The organism is Paenibacillus rigui (genome assembly GCF_002234615.1).
In the GTDB taxonomy this organism is placed as follows: domain Bacteria; phylum Bacillota; class Bacilli; order Paenibacillales; family NBRC-103111; genus Paenibacillus_S; species Paenibacillus_S rigui.
This window is the reverse complement of the sequence record NZ_NMQW01000049.1, coordinates 58,889-79,477: the sequence shown is the minus strand read 5'-3', so window position 1 is coordinate 79,477 and position 20,589 is coordinate 58,889. Positions and strand designations below refer to the sequence as shown.

Sequence of the window (20,589 nt, the reverse complement as noted above, 5' to 3'; positions counted from 1 at the left end):
CATATTATTGCGATATGATTTCAGTATATCCATCTTATACGATGCAAAGGAGAGGATTCGGTTGGCGAAAACATCATCAAGTCCGTTAACGGCCATTTTGGTTGGGGCAGGTCAGCGCAGCACGATTTATGCTTCTTATTCGGAGAAGCACCCGGAGGCCCTTCGCATTGTAGGCGTCGTCGAGCCGGATGTGGAGCGCAGGCGCCTTGCCGCCGAAAGGTTCGGCATTGACGAAGCGCATTGCTTCGATTCGGTTGAGCAGTTAACCGCCCTCCCGCGAATCGCCGAGGCGGCGATCAATGGGACGATGGACGAGCTGCATGTCCAGACTACGATTCCGCTGCTCGAAGCAGGCTACGATGTACTGCTGGAAAAGCCGATCGGCGTTACGGAGGAGGAAGTGCTTCACCTGCAGCGTAAGGCGGAGGAGCATGGCCGCACGGTCATGATCTGCCATGTGCTTCGCTACGCTCCGTTCTATACCGCGATCCAACGGCGGATTGCGGACGGGGAGCTTGGGGAGATCATCAATATCCAGACGTCGGAGCATGTGAGCTACCATCATATGGCCGTTTCGTTCATCCGTGGCAAATGGGGCTCCGTGGCCAAATGCAAATCGTCGATGCTGATGGCCAAGTGCTGCCATGATCTTGATTTGATCACTTGGCTGAACGGCAGCGCCCAACCGACCTCGGTCAGCAGCTACGGCAGCCTGATGCAGTTCAGGGCGGACAAAGCGCCCGAGGGTGCAGGTACCCGCTGCCTGACCGATTGCAAGATCGAAGCCTCCTGTCCTTATTCCGCGAAGAAGAACTATATCGATCAAGGGCGCTGGGGCTTCTATGTGTGGAACAACTATCACCTGGGCGCGACCATGAGCCTGGAAGAAAAGCTTGAATCGCTGCGCACAGATAATCCGTACGGGCGCTGTGTATGGCATTGCGACAACGATGTGGTAGACCATCAGTCGGTTATCATCGAATTCGATAATGGCAGCACGGCCAGCCATAATATGATCGGAGCGACGGCCAAGCCGTGCAGGATCATCCACATTATCGGGACCAAGGGAGAAATTCAGGGTGTCATGGAGGATGGTCATTTCGTCGTCCGCCATTTCAATCCGGTTCAAGGGCAAGAATATACCGAGGAGCATGTGACGCTCGATCCGGGTGGAGACGGACATGGGGGCGGGGACCTGCGGCTTGCCGAGGATTTTGTCCTGACCCTGCGGGGGGATGAGGCATCCGCGAGCTCTACGACGCTGGATCAATCCATTACCGGGCACCTGATCGGCTTCGCCGCCGAACGTTCCCGGCTCGAAGGCCGGATGGTGCGGCTGTAAGGGCTGCGCGGTTTTAACCGAACTTATATATTGATTCGCATAACCTTGTGGGTTCAAATCCGCAAGGTTTTTTTCACTAGATAAAAAAGTATAAGTTTCACATCCTTTGTCTACCTTGACAAACGCATGCCATCTGGAAAATGGCGAAGCCGTTTATCCTTGTTGGTTAGAAGCGAGGAAGGCAATACCTGCGGAAGCGGCTTTTGGCAGCAGCCCGGGCGGACGGTGTGTCCCAGCCGATGGCGAACTCTTTAGCAGTTCCCTTAAGTTGAAGGCACCCTACAGTCGAACGCCAGAGGGCGTAGGTATGGGGTGTAAAAGCGAACGCGTCCGCCTTTGAAATCGTGCCCTAACCTTACTCATCAAATTCAAATGGGCACGATTTCAACAGCGGTTGGAGCCCCATACCCATGCCCTCCCCGCGCACCAACGCACAGGTAAGCACAGGTAAACCACGAAGGTTTTCCAATCTACAACGCACCACGCGCAGGCTAACCTCGCAAGCTTTCGACTCCGTTCTACAAAAATCATCCGCAAAGAGGATTTTCCTCCCCCATGTTGAAACGAATACATCATATAAATTCCGAGCCATGGCCCATGTGCCGCTCGCTCAAGGAGTGAAGTTATGAAGCAGCTGCTGTACCGCCTCTCCTTCAAAAAACGAATATGGGTGTCCTTCGTTCTTCTCATGACACTGGCCATCGCGGCGTCAGGCTGGAGCTCCTATACCCTATCCTCCCGGATCGTGGAGCACAACGCCCTCCGGCTCAGCCAAGATACCATTAACAAATCATCCCAGGTGCTGGATGAAAAGCTGAAAAAGATCGTGCTGTCGATCATGTCCCTCAAAATGAGCGATCCTTACGGCAAAGTGCTCGAGGATGTATCTGCAGGGGATACCAGCCATTACTACAATCATCTTACAGCTCTTCAATCGATTCTGGCCCTGCTGAAATTCAATGATAATTTTATTCAATCGATCTTGATCGCGACGCCGATCGGCGACTTTTACCCTACGGGCTATACGCGGTTAAGCGACAACTCCTTTTATGACTCCGACATGTACCGCAAAATTAAAACGAAGCAGCGCGGAGTTTGGATTGAGGGCCACGAGGATCGCTTTTTTTACGGCAAGGACCGGGTTGTCTCCTTTGTAGTCGACGGCTCAATTTCCAAGGCTGTGGAGGGAGTGTACATTGTCGTCAACATTAAGGAACGGGATCTGCAAACGTTGATCACCGATCAGGTCAGCCGCTCTACGGGGTATTCCTTAATTAATCAGAATGGCCAAGCGATTATTCAAAATCCGAACGCAGGGCAGGAGGCCTGGAGGCAGACCCCGTCCTTTTTGGCAAAATTCGGCGGAGAGGACAAGAACGGCAATTTCACTTTTGCGATGGATGACAAAGATTATTTGGTCAACTATTCCCGGCTTGAGGTGGGAGAGAGCTGGATTTTATACGATACCCAGTCCAAGCAGGTGGTGCTGAAGGAGGTCGATGCCATCAAATGGGCGACACTGCTCGTTATCGTCGGCTTCGTGGTGCTTGCGCTCCTGCTCTCGAACGTGATGACCGACCTGCTGCTGAGGCCGCTTTACCGTCTGCACAGCCTGATGAAGCGGGTGGAGGACAACGATTTGAATGTCCGGTTCGACAGTCCGTACCAGGATGAGGTGTCCCAGGTAGGGATGCGCTTCAATTCAATGCTGGAGGAGATCAAGAAGCTGATCCAGACCGTCAAAAGCGGAGAGGAGGAAAAGCGCAAAACAGAAATCAAAGCGCTGTCCGCCCAGATGGAGCCGCATTTTTTATACAACACATTGAACACGATCTACTGCAAATCGGTGCTTGGCATTACCGAGGATGTGAATGAAATGATCCTGTCGCTGTCGACCCTGTTTCAGCTGGGGCTAAGTCAAGGCAAGGACATTCTCCGCATCGAGGACGAGCTGCTGCATGTCAGACACTATTTGACGCTGCAGCAAAAATGCTATGAAGATAAGTTCGACTTTCATATCGAGGTGGAGGACGAATCGATCCTGCAGCTGAGCATTCCGAAGCTCATTCTGCAGCCGCTCGTGGAAAACTCGATTCTCCATGGCTTCAGGGATTTGGAGGAGGGCGGGCAGATCCGGATTGTGCTGCGCCGGACGAAGCATATGCTGTACCTGTCGGTCGAGGATAACGGCGTTGGCATGGATGTGGACGGCCTGCTGAGATCGATGGAGCAGCCGCTTGTTTCGAACAAGGGTTACGCCTTGAGGAATATTGCGCACCGTCTGCGGCTGTTCTATGGAGAGGATGCGACGATTCATTATTACAGCGAGCCGGGGCAGGGTTCCAGGGTGCAGCTGATCATATCGCTTCAGGAGGAGGAACGGGCGTATGCGGACAACAACGGATATGCGTTTTAAATTGGTTGTGATCGACGATATCAAGAGCACGGTGGAGATGATTGCCACAAAGATTCCATGGGACGCCTACGGGATCGAGGTTGCGGGAACGGCGAAGAACGGGCAGGAGGGTCTGTCTCTGATTAAGGAAACCCGGCCGGATCTCATACTTACCGATATCCGGATGCCCAAGATGGACGGCCTGGAGATGACCCGGCAAATCATCGACCTGCTCCCGCAAAGCAAAGTCATCATACTCAGCGCCTATACCGACTTCGAATATGCAAAGCAGGCGATCCGGCTGGGCGCCTTCGATTTTGTGAAAAAGCCGTTCTCGATTCAGGAGATTACCAAGGTCGTTCTGGAGGCGAAGCAGGCTTTGGCCGAGGCGTACAATCAGCATCAGCGCATTCAAAGTATGGAGAAAAAGGTGCAGGAAAGTCTGCCTTTACTCCGTCAGGAATATTTCAGCCGGCTGCTGCAGCATGGAGCCCGCCCCGAGGAAGTACAGTCGTATTGGGACGAGCTGCATGTCGATATGTCCCCGAAGGGTTTGACCGTGATGGTTATCGAAATCGACCATTTTATGGAAAAGTATGCATCTCAGCCGGTTCATGAGATCGAGCTCGTCCGGTTTGCGCTGCACAATATCCTTGAGGAGACGATTCAGAGTGCGGCCCGGGGTGTCGTGTTCCGGGACGGCCCCAGCTATTACGCCTGTATCGTCAACTGCAGCTCGCCGGAGGAGGCCAGGCAGCTGGCGGAAGCCTGCTGCGCGAACATTGCCGACTGCACCCGGTTTACGATCTCGATAGGGATCGGGGTAAGCGTCCGCGACCTTCACGAGCTGCCGGATTCGTACAAGTCGGCTTTGTCGGCGCTGGCGTATCATTTTTATACGGGCGGCAACGGGGCGCTCAGCTTTGCCGATGTGCCCAAGGAGAGGGAAGCCGCTCCCCGGTATGCACAGGAGCAGGAGCAGGAGCTGCTCCACTCCCTGCGGGCGGGCAATGGAGAGAAGGCGCTCCGGGAGCTGGAGCGGTTCTTCGAGGAAATGAAGGGCTGGACGCCGCTGCCCGACCCGCACGATATCCGCAGCCTGTATTATGAGCTGGCTTTGCTCATGCTGCGGGTGTTCTATGAGTCTGTCCCGGTCGAAGTGCTGCAGCCCTTTGACCGGAAGCTGCGCGACCGCAGCAGCCGGGAGCTGGACTCGCTCCGCGCGTTCCAGCAGCTGCTGATGGAGCTGTGCTCGGCAGGCTGCGCCTGGATTGAGAAGGAGCGGGCAGGCGACGCCACGCAGCTCATCTATCGGGCGGTAGACTATATCCGCTCTCATCTGCATGTGGATTTGACGGTGGAGCATTGCGCGAAGCAGATCAATATAAGCGGGGGGCATTTCGCCAGCCTGTTCAAAAAGGTGACCGGCACCACCTTCAATCAGTTCGTCACGGCCGAACGGATCGAGAGGGCGAAGCGGCTGCTGATCGAAAATTATCAGGTGCAGGAGATTGCCCAGGCTTTGGGCTACGAGCACCGGCGCTATTTCAGCGAGGTGTTCAAGAAGTACACCGGCCAGACACCTTCGGAATTCAAGGAAGCTTATTTAGGGCAGAAATGATGGATTTCTGCCCTTCTTCTTGGTTTTGCCGCATGTTGTCGAATGGTTTTATCCCCTACAATAAAACACAAGAGGAAGTGTTAAGAATTCATTAAGCTTCCGTATCAGAACAGAATCAAAGGGAGGCCAATTCATTGAAAAAGACAGCTGTAACCGCCATGAGCGTGCTGCTGGCGATGAGCCTGACAGCATGCGGCTCGGGCTCGGACGAAGGGAGCAAGAACGCTGCGGCAGGAACCAATCCCGGTGAAAAGACGAAAATTACGTACTGGACGCTGGACCGCCATGATGCGGACTACATCAAAGAAGTGATCGACAAATTCAACTCAACGAACAAGGACAATATCGAGGTTGAGCTGGTCGTGAAGGCTGACGACTACAATCAGGCGCTCGATTTGGCATTTGCCGCAGCCCAGGCGCCGGACGTGTTCCGGGTGAAGGAGGGCACGATCCAGACCTTTTATAAAAAAGGCTACATGGCCCCGATCGACGGCTATTTGACCGAGGAGCAAAAGAAAAAGTTCCCGGCGATGCCCGACCTGAACCAATTCGAAGGCAAAATGTACAGCTTGCCGAACTACGGCAGCACGATGAGGCTTGTCTATAACAAGGACTTGTTCGACAAAGCCGGGATTGCAAAGCCGCCGGCCACACTGGCGGAGATGGTAGAGGATGCGAAGAAGCTGACCGCTGCAGGAAAAGCGACCGGCGCCTACGGCTTTGCGCTGCCGTTCAAAAGCCCGGGCAGCGCCTGGAACCGCTCGGCCCGGGTTATGGCCGAATTGAGCGGCTACGGCGGCTTTGGCTACGATTTCAAAACCGCCCGCTTCGATGTGAGCGGCTTTAAGGAAATCGCCAAAGCCTTCAAGCAGATGCGCGACGACGGCAGCACACTGCCGGGGATGGAAGCACTGGATATCGATCCGCTTCGCGCGCAGTTCGCGGAGGGCAAGATCGGGATGTATCTGTCTTATTCCTCTGAGCCGGGCGTGTACAAGAGCCAATTCCCGGCCAAGATTAACTGGGCGGCGGCACCGGCGCCAACGATTGATGGTACGGTCAAAGGGGCATCCGGTTTCCTCGGCGGCCAATGGCTTGCGATTAACAAGGACTCCAAGAAGAAGGACGCGGCTTGGAAGTTCATCAGCTACATGTACGGCGATGACATTTTGCAGCCTTACCATGAAAAGGGCTATGGCATTTCCATGGTGCCGTCCATTATTTCCAAAGTGAAGAAGCCTGACATTAACGGCATCGAAGGTTTCCTGCCGAACAAATATGACGGCGTATGGCCGGTTCAGCCGACGGTTAACGTACAGGGCGTAAAGTATGAGGAAACGTTCTGGAAGTATATTCTCGAAGGCGGCGACCTGGATAAAATCATTGCGGACCTGAACAAACGCTATAATGAGGCTTTGGACAAAGCGATTGCTAATGGAGAGGTGAAGGTCACGCCGGACCCGAGCTTTGACCCTGCGAAGATGCAAGGATCGTTCGCGAAATAGATTGTATCTCGGAGCCTGTCAGACACGTAGCTGACGGCTCCGCCTTTTTCAGTAGAGAAAGTATAAGTTTCACAACTTTCGTCTACCTTGACAAACGCGTGCCATCATGAAGGATGGCGAAGCCGTTTATGCTGGACAGCAGGAACCACTTGTGAGGAGGTGCGGATGTATATGAGAAAATGGCGCGGACAGCTTCCGGGCTTCGGGTTTACACTGCCCAGCCTGTTATTGACGCTCGTGTTCGGTGTGTACCCGATCTTATGGGCGATGCGGTATATGTTCTACGATTACAAAGGCTACGGCAAGGAACGGTTTGTCGGACTTGATAATTTCGTGCAGCTGATAGGGGACCACGCCTATTGGGATTCGGTAGTGAACACGTTTGTGTACGCGGGAGGCAAATTGATCATCACCTTGCCGCTGTCGCTTATTTTGGCGGTCATACTGAATAGGGGGCTGCGGGGCAAGCATCTGCTGCGGGCGATTTATTTCATGCCGACCATCGTGAGTACCTCGGTCATCTCTATCGTGTTCTTCATTATTTTTAATTCGTTCAACGGACTGTTGAATCAATTTCTGCTTCGTTACCATATCATTTCCAAAAGCATTGATTGGCTCGGACCGGAGCATGCGATGATGAGCACGATTATTATTGCGGTATGGGGCGCTGTAGGCAACTATATGCTGCTGTTTATCGCAGGGCTGCAAAATATCCCGAGCGATGTGTATGAAAGCGCGTCCCTTGACGGGGCGAATGCCGTGCAAAAGTTCGGGTATATCACAATCCCAATGCTCGGTCCGGTGCTTCAAATGGTGATCATGCTGGCGATCATTAATTCGCTGAAGGGCTACGAGAGCATTATGGTATTGACCGAGGGCGGACCGATTGGCAAGACGGAAGTGATGTTCTTGTATGTCTACAAGCTGTTCTTCCCGTTATCCACCTCCGGCTCGGCCATGGAGCAGCAGATTGGCTACGGCAGTGCCGTCGGCTTTACGACCGCATTGCTCGTCGGTGTCGTTACCCTGCTTTATTTCTACGCATCCAAGCGGTTGAATAAGGTGCACTAGAGTTTAATAGTAACTTTACATTTACAGGAGGTGCGCAGATGACAACGGAAGCCGCGAAGCTTCAATCTGCAGTTCCAGCATGGTCGATCGGCTCAGCCGTGAAAAAATCGGTGCTTTGGCTATTTCTGCTCCTGATCGCCTTGTTGACGATATTCCCCATCTTGATGGCCTTTCTGGGTTCCTTCAAATCGAACGCGGAGCTTACCGGCGGGGCGACGATCCTCCCCGAGGTATGGCATTTCAACAACTACGCCGAGGTATGGAAGCAGGCGCATTTCTCTACCTATACATGGAACAGCATGTTCGTCAGTGTGTTTGCGACCGTAGGCACGCTGATCGTTGCCTCCATGGCGGCTTATGCGGTCGATCGGCTGCAATTTGCCGGCAAAAGCTTTTATGTCGCGCTTCAAGCGTCGACGATGTTCGTGTCCATCGGTGCGGTCGTGCTGCGTCCGCAGTTTGAGCTGATGGTCAAGCTGCAGATGCATACGTCGCTGTGGGGCGTCATTCTTATTCTGATCAGCGGCCACGCGTCGATCTTCTTCATCCTGCTCAGCTTCGTCAAGGCAATCCCTCGGGAGCTTGATGAGGCGGCCATGATCGACGGCTGCTCCAAGCTTTGGATTTATACCCGGATTATATTCCCTCTGCTGAAGCCGGGTCTGGGCGTTGCGGCGCTGTTTACTTTCCGCCATGCGTGGAACGAATATATCCTGCCGCTCGTGTTCACGATGAGCCAGCCGAAGCTTCAGGTGTTGACCGTTGGCTTGGCCGGACTGCGGTACGGCATCGCTTCCGCTGCACAGACGCACTATATGATGGCGGGTGCCTGCTTGTCTATTTTACCGCTGTTGATCGTATATGTGCTCGCGAACAAATCGTTTATGCAGGTGACCTCGGGCTCCGTCAAAGGCTGATGCGCAGAAGAGGAACACCTGGGGAAGGAAAGCTCCATTCTCAACCTACAGAAAGAAGGAATCGCTCATGAACCCCCTTCGATTGCAAAAGCTGCTGCGCAACGCCGCCGATCCGGCGTACCGGAGGGCGGTGTGGCAGCTCCGGCAGCGTGCGGAGCGCGCAGCCGACATCGAATATACGATCTCCGGGCAGGAACGCGGCGGCTGGATCCATTACTATTACTGTCATCAGGACGGGGTTAAGCTCCAATTCGATTGGAACCGCCCCGGGCAGCATGAATGCCCGGCTTGCGGCAAGGTGTGGAGCGGAGAGCCCTATGACGCGGCATGGATTACGCTTGCCCATTCGCAGCTCGGCACCGCCATGAAGGATAAGGCCGTATGCAGCTGGCTGGACCGGGATGCGGAGGCTGCCCGCAAGGTAACGGATGTGCTGCTTGCGTACTCGAAGGTGTATGAAGGCTACGCGGTTCATGGGGATATTCCTTACAACGGACCCGGAAAGCTGTTCGCGCAGACGTTGGACGAGGCGCACTGGATTATCGATTTGTGCTATGCTTACCGGTTTATCGAAGAGCAGCTGGAGGAGGAAGAACGTCAGCGCATCCAGCACGGCTTGCTGCGTCCCTGTGCGGAGTTTCTGATCCGCCACAAGGAGAGCCAGCTGCACAATCACGCCGTTCTGATTACGGCGGCCATCGGGATGCTCGGGTTTCTGCTGAAGGACGAGACGATTCACCAGGCGGGACTGGCGGGGCCGTACGGCCTGTGGGATCAGCTGGAGTGCGGCGTGCTGGAGGACGGGATGTGGTACGAGGGCAACTTCCAATATCATTTTTACGGCTACCATTCGCTGCTGCAGTACGGCATTTTGGTGGAAGGCACGGCATGGTGCCTGAAGGAGCATCCTGCGCTCAAGCGCATGTTCGATTTCCCCATACGGTACATTTTGCCGGATGGCACGCTGCCTAATATGAACGATGCAAGCTATACCTTAAGCGTTGCATCGCTTGCACCCTACTACGAGCTGGCCTACGGCTGGTACCGCGACCCGGTGTATGGCGAGCTGCTGCAGCTTGCTTATGGCACGGGGGGAGGCATCGGTTCGAGTGTAGAAGGGGCCCGGTTGGGCAACGAGGCCGGCTTTGACGGTGAGGGAGCTCGGGCGGTGAAAGTGACTGCTCTCGGCGGCGACGAGCCTCAGGTGGAGAAGCCGGCAGCGAAAGTCAGGCAGCAGGCCGCTTTTGCTCCTGCGGCACGGGACTCGCTGGAGGCGTTATGGTTCGGCGAGGCATTGCCGGGTAACGGGGGGCCCCCGATCGGCACGGCATTCGGGCCGTCTCTGGCACCTGTCAGCCATGAGGCAGGGAAGCCATTGCCGTTGGAGGAAGCCGTCGGGCTGGAGGGGCAGCCCTTGTCCGCTTCACTCGCACAGCTCATCGTCTCCGATGCGGCTTCGTATGCCAGCGGATTGACGAAGCTCGTGAACGGCAGCGGCTGGCATGTGCTGGTGAAGCACAGCACCTTCGGCGGAGAGCACGATCATATGGACCGGCTTGGCCTGTCATTCCGGGCCGGAAGCGTGCCGCTGTTCGTCGATCCGGGCACGACCGCCTACGGCGTGCCGGTGCACTACGGCTGGTTCAAGCATACGTATTCGCACAATACGGTCAGTTTGAACGGCAAGGATCAGCCTCCTGCAGACGGCAGGCTGATCCAATACCGCCGGGAGTCTTGGGGCGCTTGGGTGGAGAGCGCCGTGGACTGGCACCGCGAAGCCGGTTACCGGATGAAGGGCTCGATTATTTTGCCGCCGGAGATGAGTCCGTGGGATGAAGCGGCCTATAGCGGTGCCGGCATGCGAAGAATCAATGTGCTGACCGGGCAGGTGCTGCTCGATATCGTCCGGGTGTCTGTTCCCGGCGAACGGGAAATTGACTTGACGTATCATATGAGCGGACGGCTGGAGGAGGAAGAGGCTCACGCTTGGCAGCCTTACGCCGCTCCCTTGAGCGCTCTCTCCCAGGAATGGGTGCAGGAGAAGCGTAGCAAGCGGCAGGAGCGAATGGAAACGTTCCTTTGGCATATGAAGGAGGGGCAGCTGCACCAGGCGTGCTGGTGCTCGGAGCCTGCAGAGCTGATGTCCGCGCTCACGCCGGATAACCCGCCAAGCGGCTTGCGCCAAACGCTGGTCCACCGGGTGCAGGGATCGGAGCAGCGGGAGGTCATGTTTATTCATGCCTTCGTATATACGGCAGAGGGCATGGATATGGCGGCTGCGGGAGCGGCGAACTGGAAACATCGTCTCGCGGAAGGCTTGAATGGGATGAAGGGGATGAAGGGCTTGAAGCTGGACGTTCAGGCTGGAGAGGGGGGAGAGCGGCTGCTGCGCCTCAGCCTGGCGGATACCACAGAGATTGCGTGGACATTGGAATGGACGGATGAGAGGGCCATACTGAAGCCGGTACGATAGTTAATGCGCCGGAGCTTTTTTAGCCAAGTCCAAGAAGCGGGCTTCCTTTCAGTAGGAGGCCTCAAGGAGGAATGATGATGAGAAAGTGGATGTCATGCCTGATTCTGTTTGTTCTTGTCTTCTCTCTGATCGGTACAGGGTGGGTACTTCCAGCTTCAGTATCCGCTGCCGATGAATTCGACGCCTTAAGGCAAAAGTGGAGCGATGTACTGACCGGTGGTCCCTCTATCGAGCTGTCCGATGCGGATATTGCCGCCCAGATCGCTCTGACCGTCCGTGTCGTGCAGAACGACACGGCCACCGGCTTCCGCGATACGCTGCAAACCGGCACGAACCGGACCAGCTGCGGCTGCTTATGGACCGATTTAACCAGCACGACGGTGTCCGCGGAGCTGGTGTACAACTTTTCGCGTATTCGTGCGATGGCGCTTGCGTATGCAACCGCAGGAAGCAGCGATCCGGCCTCCCCGGCCTACAATCCCCTTTATCTCAACACAGCGCTGCGCGATGAGATTACCGGCGCGTTGGACTGGATGTACGCCAACCGCTACAACCCAGGCAAAAGCATCTACGACAACTGGTATCACTGGGAAATCTCCGGTCCCAAGAACCTGGAGGATGCCGTGGTACTCATGTACAACGATTTGACCTCCACCCAGGTAACCAATTATATGAATGCTGTCAATAAATTTACCCCGGATCCGAACCGTGCGCCGCAAAACAGCGCGACAGCTACAGGCGCGAACCGGGTGGAAAAAAGCTGGGTCGTTGCCCTCCGAAGCATCCTCATCAAGGACAGCACGGCGGTCGCTCTCGGACGGGACGGGCTGAGTGATGCAACGACGCTGTCCACCTCCACCAACGGAGCGAATAATGTGTTCAAGTATGTGAGTACGGGAGACGGCATGCATCAGGACGGCTCCTTCCTTCAGCATACGGCACATCCGTACTTCGGCAATTATGGCACGACCTACTTTCAATTTATCGTCAACCTCGTTTACTTGCTCAGCGGCTCGACCTGGGCCATAACGGATCCGAATGCCGCCAATATGTACCAATGGGTGTACAGCACGTATGAGCCGGCGATTTATAAAGGCTCGTTGATGTCCATGCTCCGGGGCCGGACAATCGCCTATTCCTCCGCCGATGATCATTATTACGGCAAGGCGGCGACGCAGTCCATTTTACTGCTGAGTACCTTTGCCCCTGCAGCGGATGCAGCCGCTTACCAAAGCATGGTGAAATATTGGATGACCGAGGATACCTATCTTAGCTTTGTGAGTGGCGGCAATTCGATCTTTTATATCGTGCTGGCGAAGCAGATATTGGGCGATCCAGCGATCGCTCCCAGAGGTGAATTGAGCCGCAACATCCCTTTCCCGCAATCCGACCGGATCGTTCATTACCGGCCGGGCTTCGGCTTCGGGCTGGCGATGTCGTCCAAGCGCATTTACCGGTACGAGTCGATTAACGGGGATAATTTGCATGGATGGCATATGGGCGACGGGATGACCTATCTCTATAACAATGACCTCAGTCAGTATGACGCTAACTACTGGCCAACGGTCAATCCTTACCGGTTGGCCGGAACGACGGTCGATACCGGGATGCTCGCCAATGCAGCGGGACAGAGCACACTGACGGCGAACACCTGGGTGGGCGGTGCAAGCGACGGTACGTTCGGCGTAGCGGGCATGCAGCTCAATCCTTACGGCAGCAATGTGACCGGCAAAAAGTCATGGTTTATGTTCGATAACGAAATCGTAGCTCTGGGCTCCGGCATTACAAGTACGTCCGGCAGAACGATCGAAACGATCGTAGACAACCGCAAGCTGAACGAGGCAGGGGATAACGCGTTTACCGTGAATGGCACAATACAGTCGACCTCCCTGACTCAGGGTATGCAATCTTATACGGGCGTGAGCTGGATGCATTTGCAAGGCAATGCGGTGAGTGGGTCGGATATCGGCTATTATTTCCCGGGTACGCCTGCGTTGAAGGGGATTCGCGAGACTCGAACTGGCAAGTGGACAGACATTCACTCCAGCGACCTTATCACCGGCACGCTAACGAATAACTATGAAACGTTCTGGTTTGATCATGGAGCGAATCCGACCGATGGCAGCTACCAATATGCAATACTGCCTAATGCAAGCGTGTCGCAGACAAGTGCTTATGCAGCGGGGCCGGATTTTACGGTCGTGGAAAATTCCGCGGATGCGCAGGCTGTCCGGGAGAACACGCTGAACCTGCTTGCGGTGAATTTCTGGAACACACTGACCAAAACAGTGGGGGACTTGACCAGCGACAACAAAGCCTCCGTCTTGTTAAAAACGACCTCTTCTGCGGCAGAGGTGTCTGTATCCGATCCGACGCAGACGAATACGGGCACGATTCAGCTGACCGTCAACCGGAGCGCTTCCGGTGTCATTTCGGCTGATCCAGGGGTTACGGTCACACAGCTGAGCCCGACGATTCAACTTACCGTGAATGTGAATGGCAGCAAAGGCAGCTCGTTTCATGCCAAGTTCGACTTGACCCCGGCTCCGCCAGTCATTCCTGCAGCGCCTGTGGTGAGCAGCGTGTACGGCGGGAGCGGGAAGGCGACCTTGAGCTGGACAGCTGTGAGCGGAGCAGCCGGGTACCGCATCAAGTATGGAACCCAGCCGGGGGTCTACACCGGGACAGTTAATACCGGCGCTTCCACAACAGGAGCGGTCACCGGGCTGACCAACGGAACGACGTACTATTTCGCCGTCACCGCTTATAACACTTCGGGCGAAAGCGTCCCATCTGCCGAGGTGCATCTGTTCTCGGTGGAGCCGACCGCCGACGCGTATGTGAGGGACGGCACTTATGTCGGCACGAATTATGGGGCGGACCCTTCCCTTGTCACTAAAAAAAGCACCAGCAGCTACAACCGCGAAGCCTATCTGCTGTTTGATGTGTCGGCATTGACCGGACCGGTGTCGGGGGCAACGGTGCATCTGGTGCCGACCTCTGTCGGCTCGGCCGCCACGACGAATGCCGTAGCGGTCGCGGCCAGCACGACATGGACGGAGTCCGGCCTGACCTGGAGCACCAAGCCGGCCTCCGGCTCTGGGTTCAGCACCTGGTCGGGCATGGCCGCAGGCAAGCCGGTCGAGGTGGATGTGACCGCACAGGTCAACAGTGCCATCGCCTCCGGCGGCAAGCTGTCGCTGCGCGTGTATTCCCCGACGGACGTCGGGAGCACCGGCGACATCAGCTATGGGTCGAAGGAGCAGACGAACACGGCGAACCGTCCCGCTTTGGCGATAAGCCAGTAGGCAGTAAACCAAGTAAGGCAGTAAACCCAGTAAACCAGTGAACCAGTGAACCAGTGAACCAAGTAGGGGCAGTAAACCCAGTACCAGCAACCCAGTGAACCAGTAAACAAAAGCAGCCTGTCAGCACGCATGCAGCCCATCGTCCCTTTCTTTAAACACAAAGGGGACGATGAGCTGCTATCTCATTGTCAAAGGAGCTCTCAGCGATGCAAGCGAAACCGAACCTTTTGCTTATTTCCGTAGACCAAATGCGGGGCGATTGCCTCAGCATCTTAAACCATCCCGTCGTGGATACGCCGAATCTGGACCAGCTGGCCCGCAGCGGCGTCCTGTTCCGCAATGCGTATTCGGCAACCCCGAGCTGCATTCCCGCACGGGCTGCAATGCTGACAGGGATGAGCCAGCGCCATCACGGCAGGATCGGCTACCAGGATCAGGTGCCCTGGGATTACGAGCACACGCTCCCTTCCGTGCTGGCCGCCTCAGGTTATCACACGCAGTGTGTCGGCAAGATGCATGTATACCCGGCCCGCAACCTGTGCGGGTTCCACAACATCGTAATGCATGACGGATACTTGCATCACAACCGGATGCGGCCGTCTACCCCCGTGGCCGAGTCGTTCGACAGCTGTGACGATTACTTGCCATGGCTGCGGGAACGGGCCGGGGCGGACAGCGACCTGCTGGACCTCGGCCTGGATTGCAATGCCTCGACGGTCGCAAGGCCATGGCATTTGCCGGAGGCGCTGCATCCGACGAATTGGGTCGTCACCCAATCGATCGATTTTCTCCGCCGGCGCGATCCGCGGAAGCCTTTTTTCCTTAGCATGTCGTTCGTGAGACCTCACCCGCCGTTTGATCCGCCGCAGGCTTTTCTGGATATGTATCTTGATGCAGATATACCGGAGCCTGTCATGGGGGAGTGGGCGCAGACGGAGGACACGGAGAAGCACGGGCTGAACCCGGTCACGAACAAAGGCATCGTGCCGAAGCACCGGCTGCGCAGAGCGCAGGCCGCGTATTACGCTTTGATCACACACATCGATCACCAGATTGGGCGGTTTTTGCAGGCAATGCACGAGTACGACGTTCTGCGCAATACGGTCATTCTGTTCACCTCCGATCACGGCGAGCTGCTGGGGGATCATAACTTGTTCCGCAAAACGCTGCCTTATGAAGGGAGCGCAAAGGTTCCATTCATTCTGGCGGACCCGGGCGGCATGCTGCATTTATGCAAAAACACGACAAACGACCGCGTCATCGAAATCCGCGATATTATGCCGACGCTGCTCGATGCCGCCGGTGCCCCGATCCCCGACACGGTCGATGGGGCGAGCCTGCTTCCATTGGCCAAGGGGGAGGAGGCTGCGTGGCGCGAGGCGATACATGGAGAGCACGAGTGCAAGGACATGTCGAATCACTACATGACCGACGGCTTGCAAAAATATATTTGGTTCTCTCAAACCGGGAGAGAGCAGCTGTTTGATTTGCGCAGCGACCCGCAGGAGCTTCGCAATGTGGCCGAAGACGGGCGGTATCAGGCCAGTCTGGCAAGCTGGCGCGAACGGCTCGCAGCGGAGCTGGCTGGTCGGGAGGAGGGCTGCAGCGACGGGCGGCGGCTCATCGCGGGGCGGCCGGCCCAGACGCTGCTGCAGGAGGCCTTCCGCTAGAAAGGTACAGTCCGGGGCAGCGGGACCCGTAAGCAAAGCTGCAGCGTACGCGCTGCTTCCACGCTTAAGTGGAGGCTGGGCGGTGTCGGGAGCCGGATACCGGGAGCTGCGGCTGAAGGCTGAGGCTTGGAGCCTCTCCTAATTACTCCACTTCAGACCATTATTCGAACGATAACTGCGGATGAATCGGCAAAGGTGTCGGCATCAGAAGCATTCTTTTTTGAATTTTGGCAAACAACGGGGTTTTTGCCAGCAGAGTAATTGCGATTGGCCTCATTTTCCGCAGGAACGGAGAATCCACCATGACATTCTCGATCTTCTTCTGAAACGCATGAATTTTTCTGATTTCCGGCTCGCGCATCGTTTGTACTTGATTCAGCATTTCGGTGGAGAAATCGTTCTCTTGGAACGCTTTAACGATCACATCCGCAGCGATAACGGCAGTTGCACAAGAAAGGGAGACTCCTACGGCGCCTATCGGCGTAGCGCAATGGGCCGCATCGCCAATGAGAATGCACCCGTCTTTAGCCCATTGTTTGACCATAAACAGCTTCGACTGCAACGGAGTAAACGGCTTGAAATCCGTTAACGAGCCAGCGAATTCTTTGAAATAAGGATGAATACGGACAATCGTTTCTTTAAAGGCCTCAATGCCTTGCTGCTTGATCGTTTCCCATTCCTCTCTCTTAAAAGCGATTCCCACCTGCAGCCGATTTCCGTATTTGGAGCCCATGATGCAGGTCGGACCGTTCGAAATCTGAAACCGCAGCATACGCTCCCAGTGCTCGGGATGTTCGATCGTAAACCAAATCAAGTCCATATTGTATTGTTCATACTCGAAGGCAAAATTCATTAACCGGCGCAATGTCGAAAAACGGCCGTCGGCTCCGACGGTAATTTTAGCTCGAATGTCGAGCTCCTCGTCTCCGGACTTGACGGTTACGCCTTTGACTGTGCCATCCTCCATAATCACTTTCTGTACGGAGGAATGAAATGACATTTCGAAAGAGGGGTATTGGGCGGCTTTCTCATACAGGGCTTGCAGTAGGACTGGTTGCGGCATGGAGATGGCGTAGGGGCTGTTCCGATGAACATTTTGAAAATTGATGGATCCGATTTGACGGTCGCGGACGTAGAAAGCGCCTTGTTTCAGCTTTTCATGAGGAAACCGTTCAACATACTCTTTGAGATTAAGCTGCTCAAGCATTTGTAGGAAACGAGGCTGCAAAATCTCGCCGCGGTATTCACGGTCGAAGTTCTTCTGCTTCTCCAACACGTGAACACGAATATTCATCTTCGCCAGCAACAGTGCGAGAAGCATGCCTGCCGGGCCGCCGCCCACAATACAAACGTCCGTTTCCAAAGTTTTCATTCCGCATCGTCCCTTTCCTGGACCATATTCCCTTCTAGAATCAGTATCAGTATATTTTGAAACACCGTTTCGTAAGTGTAGGTGGAATGGGATAAATGTTCAGGATCCGTCAAAGACTCGACCGCTGCCAGGATGACGCTCGCCACGAAAGTCTGATCTATATCTTTGCGGAACAACCCCTTTTGCACGCCTTGTTGAAAGAGCTCGCTCAGCTTTTTCAAAATAACACTTTTGCGGAATTCCATTAGGCGTTCATACATTTCAGGCACAGATCGCTGGATGTCTTGCACCGCTTCTTTTCTCACCGTGCTGAGCCGTTTCCCGGACACGAACATAAACCTCTCAATCTTTTGCTTGAATTCAAGCTCGGGGTCGGACGCAATCCGTTCGATATCCCGCATTTGCTCTAGGGCGAAATGGGATATCACTTCTTCCAGCAGCGCCTCCTTCTTCGGAAAGTATTTGTACAAAGTCGCTTTGCTCATGCCCAGATCGTTGGCCATTTGATCCGTCGATATCTTGGAGAATCCGAATGTGAAAAACTTCTTTGTGGCGTAATCAACGATTCTCCGCTTTGTCCTAGCTTCATACATTGTACAAACTCCTTCTTGGATGAAACCTTAAGTACTAATTTCGTTTTATCAGTACTCGATGTATGTTTAAGATACTTCCTCTTTACAAAAATTGCAAGCCTAATTATTCGCTTAGAGTGTTAGGCCCTATCGGATTGCTTCGCACAGGCGGCTGATCTCTAGGATGCCCACTTCGCAGACGCAACCTGGCGTGGCAATCTTGATCCAGCGCATCCCCTCAAGCGGAGGTCGGGTGGCTTTCGCTTGCCCATAATCTGCTGAAGAAAGCAGCCGTTGATGCCAAATACAAAGGAGCTAAGCATGAACAGGCCGCTTAGCTCCTTGGTTTATTCTATATGCCATCCTATTTTGTAGTTGAAGCTGTTCAAAAGTTTACTTTTGGGACAGCCTCTAGCCTGTGAAAGTAACGCGGTTGGCAGATCTTCAGTGCGCCTTTGAGGCGCGTGCTTGTACCATGCCCTTATAGGGCTGATGGAAGCCACTGGCTAAGCCGGTGGTTATGACTTTGCCCGGCTGCGCTCCGGTTATTCAGGCTTTGCGACCTCGTACAAGCCCGAGCTTTTCTTGAACCACCGGAACAGGTGGGATGCGACGACCTTCAGCACCGCATAGCCGGGTACGGCCAGGATGATGCCGACAAGGCCGAACAAGTTGCCTGCCGTCAAAATCACAAAAATAATCGTTACCGGATGAATGTGCAGCGACTTGCCCATAATTTGCGGGGAAATGAACTTGCCCTCGGTAATTTGAACGAGGGTCCAAATGACGACCATTTTGAGCAGCATGACCGGTGAAGTGACGCTTGCTACGATCAAGGCCGGGGTGATGGCGATAACGGGCCCCAAGTAAGGGACAATGCTTGTGCAGGCCGCAATCACGGCCAATACGAGGGAATATTCCAGGCCGATCACGTTATATCCGATAAACAGCAGGAACCCGATGCAGAAGCTGACGATGATCTGGCCTCGGATGTACGAGCTGATCTGGTGGCTCATTTCTTCCATCACCCGGTATGTTGTGTTCCGCATGGCAATGGGCAGAAACGACAGGATGTAAGGAGGCAGCAGCCTGCCGTCGATCAGCAAATAAAACAAAATTAACGGCACTGTCGCAATGGCGAGAATCGTTTCCGTGAGGATGCCCAGAAACCCGCTCAGGCTGGACCAGGTGTGATTCAGCATCGTCGTCAAGCGCGAAGAAATGGTGGTCATCAGATCGTCGGTGTTAAGATCGACCGTATTTCGAAGCTGGTTAAATAAATTGCTGCCGAACCAGCGCTCCAGCTGCAGGTTCAGGGTTTCGCTGTAAGCGGGGATATTTTGGACAAGACCGATCACTTGCTCCTTGATGAGCGGGATGACCGTACCGATGGCCAGCGCCAATATAGCGATAATGAGGATATATAGCACCAGAATGGAGTAGACGCGTCGTACCTTTCGAGCCTGTAGAAAATCAACGATCGGATTAAGCAGGTAGTACAGGACGCCGGTCAGGATAATCGGCAGCAGGACTGTTTTGACCAGAACAAGCAGCGGCGTGAAAATGAATTTAATCTTCGTGAGTACGAGAATATTGAGTCCGACAAGCAGTAAAATGAACAAAAAGCTTATAAATTTGTTGTTAAATAGCAGCAGCTTGAATCGCTCCGACCAAAGCCCCGTAGTTCTCATCGTTCCACTATCCTCTCCAGCTGAAAAGTCGTACCGGTTGCACCAACCAGTATGGACAATTATTATCCTGAATAACGGGGGATGATGACAAAAAGGTGATAAGTGACCCAAGACTCGCATCTTTCAACATATTTTAAAAGGATCATGTGTTAATCGATTCATCTCTCAACAATGAGCATGATATTTTCGATAAATTTTCTATGCACTCAAAGTAATTAGTAGGAGCGAACTATGATCAAAAAAGTGTTAGTAGTTCTGGGGGTAATTTTAATTATTTTTGTATGTTTATTGTACGTACTCATTTTTCACCCTAAATTTATCGACAAGAAAAAGAATTGGTCTGAGTTTAAATATAATAATTATGTAGAGTATACGTACAGTTATTTTGATGGTAAACAACGAATACCCATCCTTGCCAAGAAAGGGCAACATATTAATATCGAGTATACTTACTATGGGGATGGAGGTATTGGTTTCACTGTTATTAATCCAAATAATAGGTTTGTTGAAATATCCAGAAAAGGAAGCCGGGTGACTATTTTTACCGAAATGGATGGGGAATATCAAATTGAATTAACTGGAAATGATATGTCCAATGGGAGTATACAATTGCGTTGGACTATTGAATAAACTTTTTGATTCGCTAAGGAAT

13 protein-coding genes are annotated in these 20,589 nt (G+C 54.1%); 10 read left to right on the top strand and 3 right to left on the bottom strand.

All coding sequences use genetic code 11. The annotated features are described in order from the left end of the window. Window positions 1-61 precede the first annotated feature (61 nt). The 9 genes from CF651_RS26540 (at window position 62) to CF651_RS26500 (ending at window position 16,302) form a co-directional block, all read left to right on the top strand. Entirely contained in the window at window positions 62-1,342 is a 1,281-nt protein-coding gene (locus CF651_RS26540; RefSeq protein ID WP_245856168.1) for a Gfo/Idh/MocA family protein, read from the top strand. Window positions 1,343-1,967: 625 nt separating this feature from the next. Further along, a complete protein-coding gene (locus CF651_RS26535) occupies window positions 1,968-3,758 on the top strand; it encodes a sensor histidine kinase (RefSeq protein ID WP_094017878.1) in 1,791 nt (596 codons plus the stop codon). Further along, complete coding sequence (locus CF651_RS26530; RefSeq protein ID WP_094017877.1) at window positions 3,730-5,358, top strand: response regulator; 1,629 nt, start codon at window positions 3,730-3,732, stop codon at window positions 5,356-5,358. Before CF651_RS26535 ends, CF651_RS26530 begins: the two co-directional genes overlap by 29 nt. A 158-nt stretch (window positions 5,359-5,516) precedes the next feature. Beyond that, complete coding sequence (locus CF651_RS26525) at window positions 5,517-6,863, top strand: ABC transporter substrate-binding protein (protein ID WP_094017939.1); 1,347 nt, start codon at window positions 5,517-5,519, stop codon at window positions 6,861-6,863. A gap of 171 nt (window positions 6,864-7,034) precedes the next feature. After that, window positions 7,035-7,934, top strand: a complete 900-nt coding sequence (locus CF651_RS26520) for a carbohydrate ABC transporter permease (protein ID WP_425436333.1) — start codon at window positions 7,035-7,037, stop codon at window positions 7,932-7,934. Window positions 7,935-7,972: 38 nt separating this feature from the next. After that, window positions 7,973-8,851: a carbohydrate ABC transporter permease gene (locus tag CF651_RS26515; protein ID WP_094017875.1), complete on the top strand. Its 879-nt coding sequence runs from the start codon at window positions 7,973-7,975 to the stop codon at window positions 8,849-8,851. A 67-nt stretch (window positions 8,852-8,918) separates the two neighbouring features. Continuing rightward, window positions 8,919-11,324, top strand: coding sequence for a heparinase II/III domain-containing protein (locus CF651_RS26510; RefSeq protein ID WP_094017874.1), 2,406 nt, complete (start codon window positions 8,919-8,921; stop codon window positions 11,322-11,324). A 71-nt stretch (window positions 11,325-11,395) separates the two neighbouring features. Next, complete coding sequence (locus tag CF651_RS26505) at window positions 11,396-14,632, top strand: polysaccharide lyase family 8 super-sandwich domain-containing protein (protein WP_094017873.1); 3,237 nt, start codon at window positions 11,396-11,398, stop codon at window positions 14,630-14,632. A 206-nt stretch (window positions 14,633-14,838) separates the two neighbouring features. After that, window positions 14,839-16,302, top strand: coding sequence for an arylsulfatase (locus CF651_RS26500; protein WP_094017872.1), 1,464 nt, complete (start codon window positions 14,839-14,841; stop codon window positions 16,300-16,302). Between the two features lie 160 nt (window positions 16,303-16,462). On the opposite strand, the gene CF651_RS26495 is transcribed toward CF651_RS26500, so the two are convergent. The 3 genes from CF651_RS26495 to CF651_RS26485 all read right to left on the bottom strand — a co-directional run bounded on the left by CF651_RS26495 (window position 16,463) and on the right by CF651_RS26485 (window position 19,937). Further along, entirely contained in the window at window positions 16,463-17,674 is a 1,212-nt protein-coding gene (locus CF651_RS26495) for an FAD-dependent monooxygenase (protein ID WP_094017871.1), read from the bottom strand. Next, the gene (locus tag CF651_RS26490; RefSeq protein ID WP_094017870.1) at window positions 17,671-18,267 is read right to left on the bottom strand and encodes a TetR/AcrR family transcriptional regulator; all 597 of its coding nucleotides are present in this window, start codon (window positions 18,265-18,267) and stop codon (window positions 17,671-17,673) included. The genes CF651_RS26495 and CF651_RS26490 overlap by 4 nt, the downstream gene beginning before the upstream one ends. Window positions 18,268-18,791: 524 nt before the next feature. Further along, on the bottom strand, window positions 18,792-19,937 hold the full coding sequence (locus CF651_RS26485; RefSeq protein ID WP_094017869.1) for an AI-2E family transporter: 1,146 nt from the start codon (window positions 19,935-19,937) through the stop codon (window positions 18,792-18,794). Between the two features lie 231 nt (window positions 19,938-20,168). On the opposite strand from CF651_RS26485, the gene CF651_RS26480 reads away from it, so the two are divergent. Further along, the gene (locus tag CF651_RS26480; RefSeq protein ID WP_094017868.1) at window positions 20,169-20,567 is read left to right on the top strand and encodes a hypothetical protein; all 399 of its coding nucleotides are present in this window, start codon (window positions 20,169-20,171) and stop codon (window positions 20,565-20,567) included. Window positions 20,568-20,589: the final 22 nt, after the last annotated feature.

Excerpts from the sequence above, each read along its gene's own strand:
- CF651_RS26480 (WP_094017868.1), top strand. The coding sequence starts at position 20,169 with ATGATCAAAAAAGTGTTAGTAGTTCTGGGGGTAATTTTAATTATTTTT.
- CF651_RS26505 (WP_094017873.1), top strand. The coding sequence starts at position 11,396 with ATGATGATGAGAAAGTGGATGTCATGCCTGATTCTGTTTGTTCTTGTC.
- CF651_RS26525 (WP_094017939.1), top strand. The coding sequence starts at position 5,517 with ATGAGCGTGCTGCTGGCGATGAGCCTGACAGCATGCGGCTCGGGCTCG.
- CF651_RS26485 (WP_094017869.1), bottom strand. The coding sequence starts at position 19,937 with ATGAGAACTACGGGGCTTTGGTCGGAGCGATTCAAGCTGCTGCTATTT.
- CF651_RS26495 (WP_094017871.1), bottom strand. The coding sequence starts at position 17,674 with ATGAAAACTTTGGAAACGGACGTTTGTATTGTGGGCGGCGGCCCGGCA.
- CF651_RS26510 (WP_094017874.1), top strand. The coding sequence starts at position 8,919 with ATGAACCCCCTTCGATTGCAAAAGCTGCTGCGCAACGCCGCCGATCCG.
- CF651_RS26520 (WP_425436333.1), top strand. The coding sequence starts at position 7,035 with ATGAGAAAATGGCGCGGACAGCTTCCGGGCTTCGGGTTTACACTGCCC.
- CF651_RS26515 (WP_094017875.1), top strand. The coding sequence starts at position 7,973 with ATGACAACGGAAGCCGCGAAGCTTCAATCTGCAGTTCCAGCATGGTCG.
- CF651_RS26490 (WP_094017870.1), bottom strand. The coding sequence starts at position 18,267 with ATGTATGAAGCTAGGACAAAGCGGAGAATCGTTGATTACGCCACAAAG.
- CF651_RS26500 (WP_094017872.1), top strand. The coding sequence starts at position 14,839 with ATGCAAGCGAAACCGAACCTTTTGCTTATTTCCGTAGACCAAATGCGG.
- CF651_RS26535 (WP_094017878.1), top strand. The coding sequence starts at position 1,968 with ATGAAGCAGCTGCTGTACCGCCTCTCCTTCAAAAAACGAATATGGGTG.
- CF651_RS26530 (WP_094017877.1), top strand. The coding sequence starts at position 3,730 with ATGCGGACAACAACGGATATGCGTTTTAAATTGGTTGTGATCGACGAT.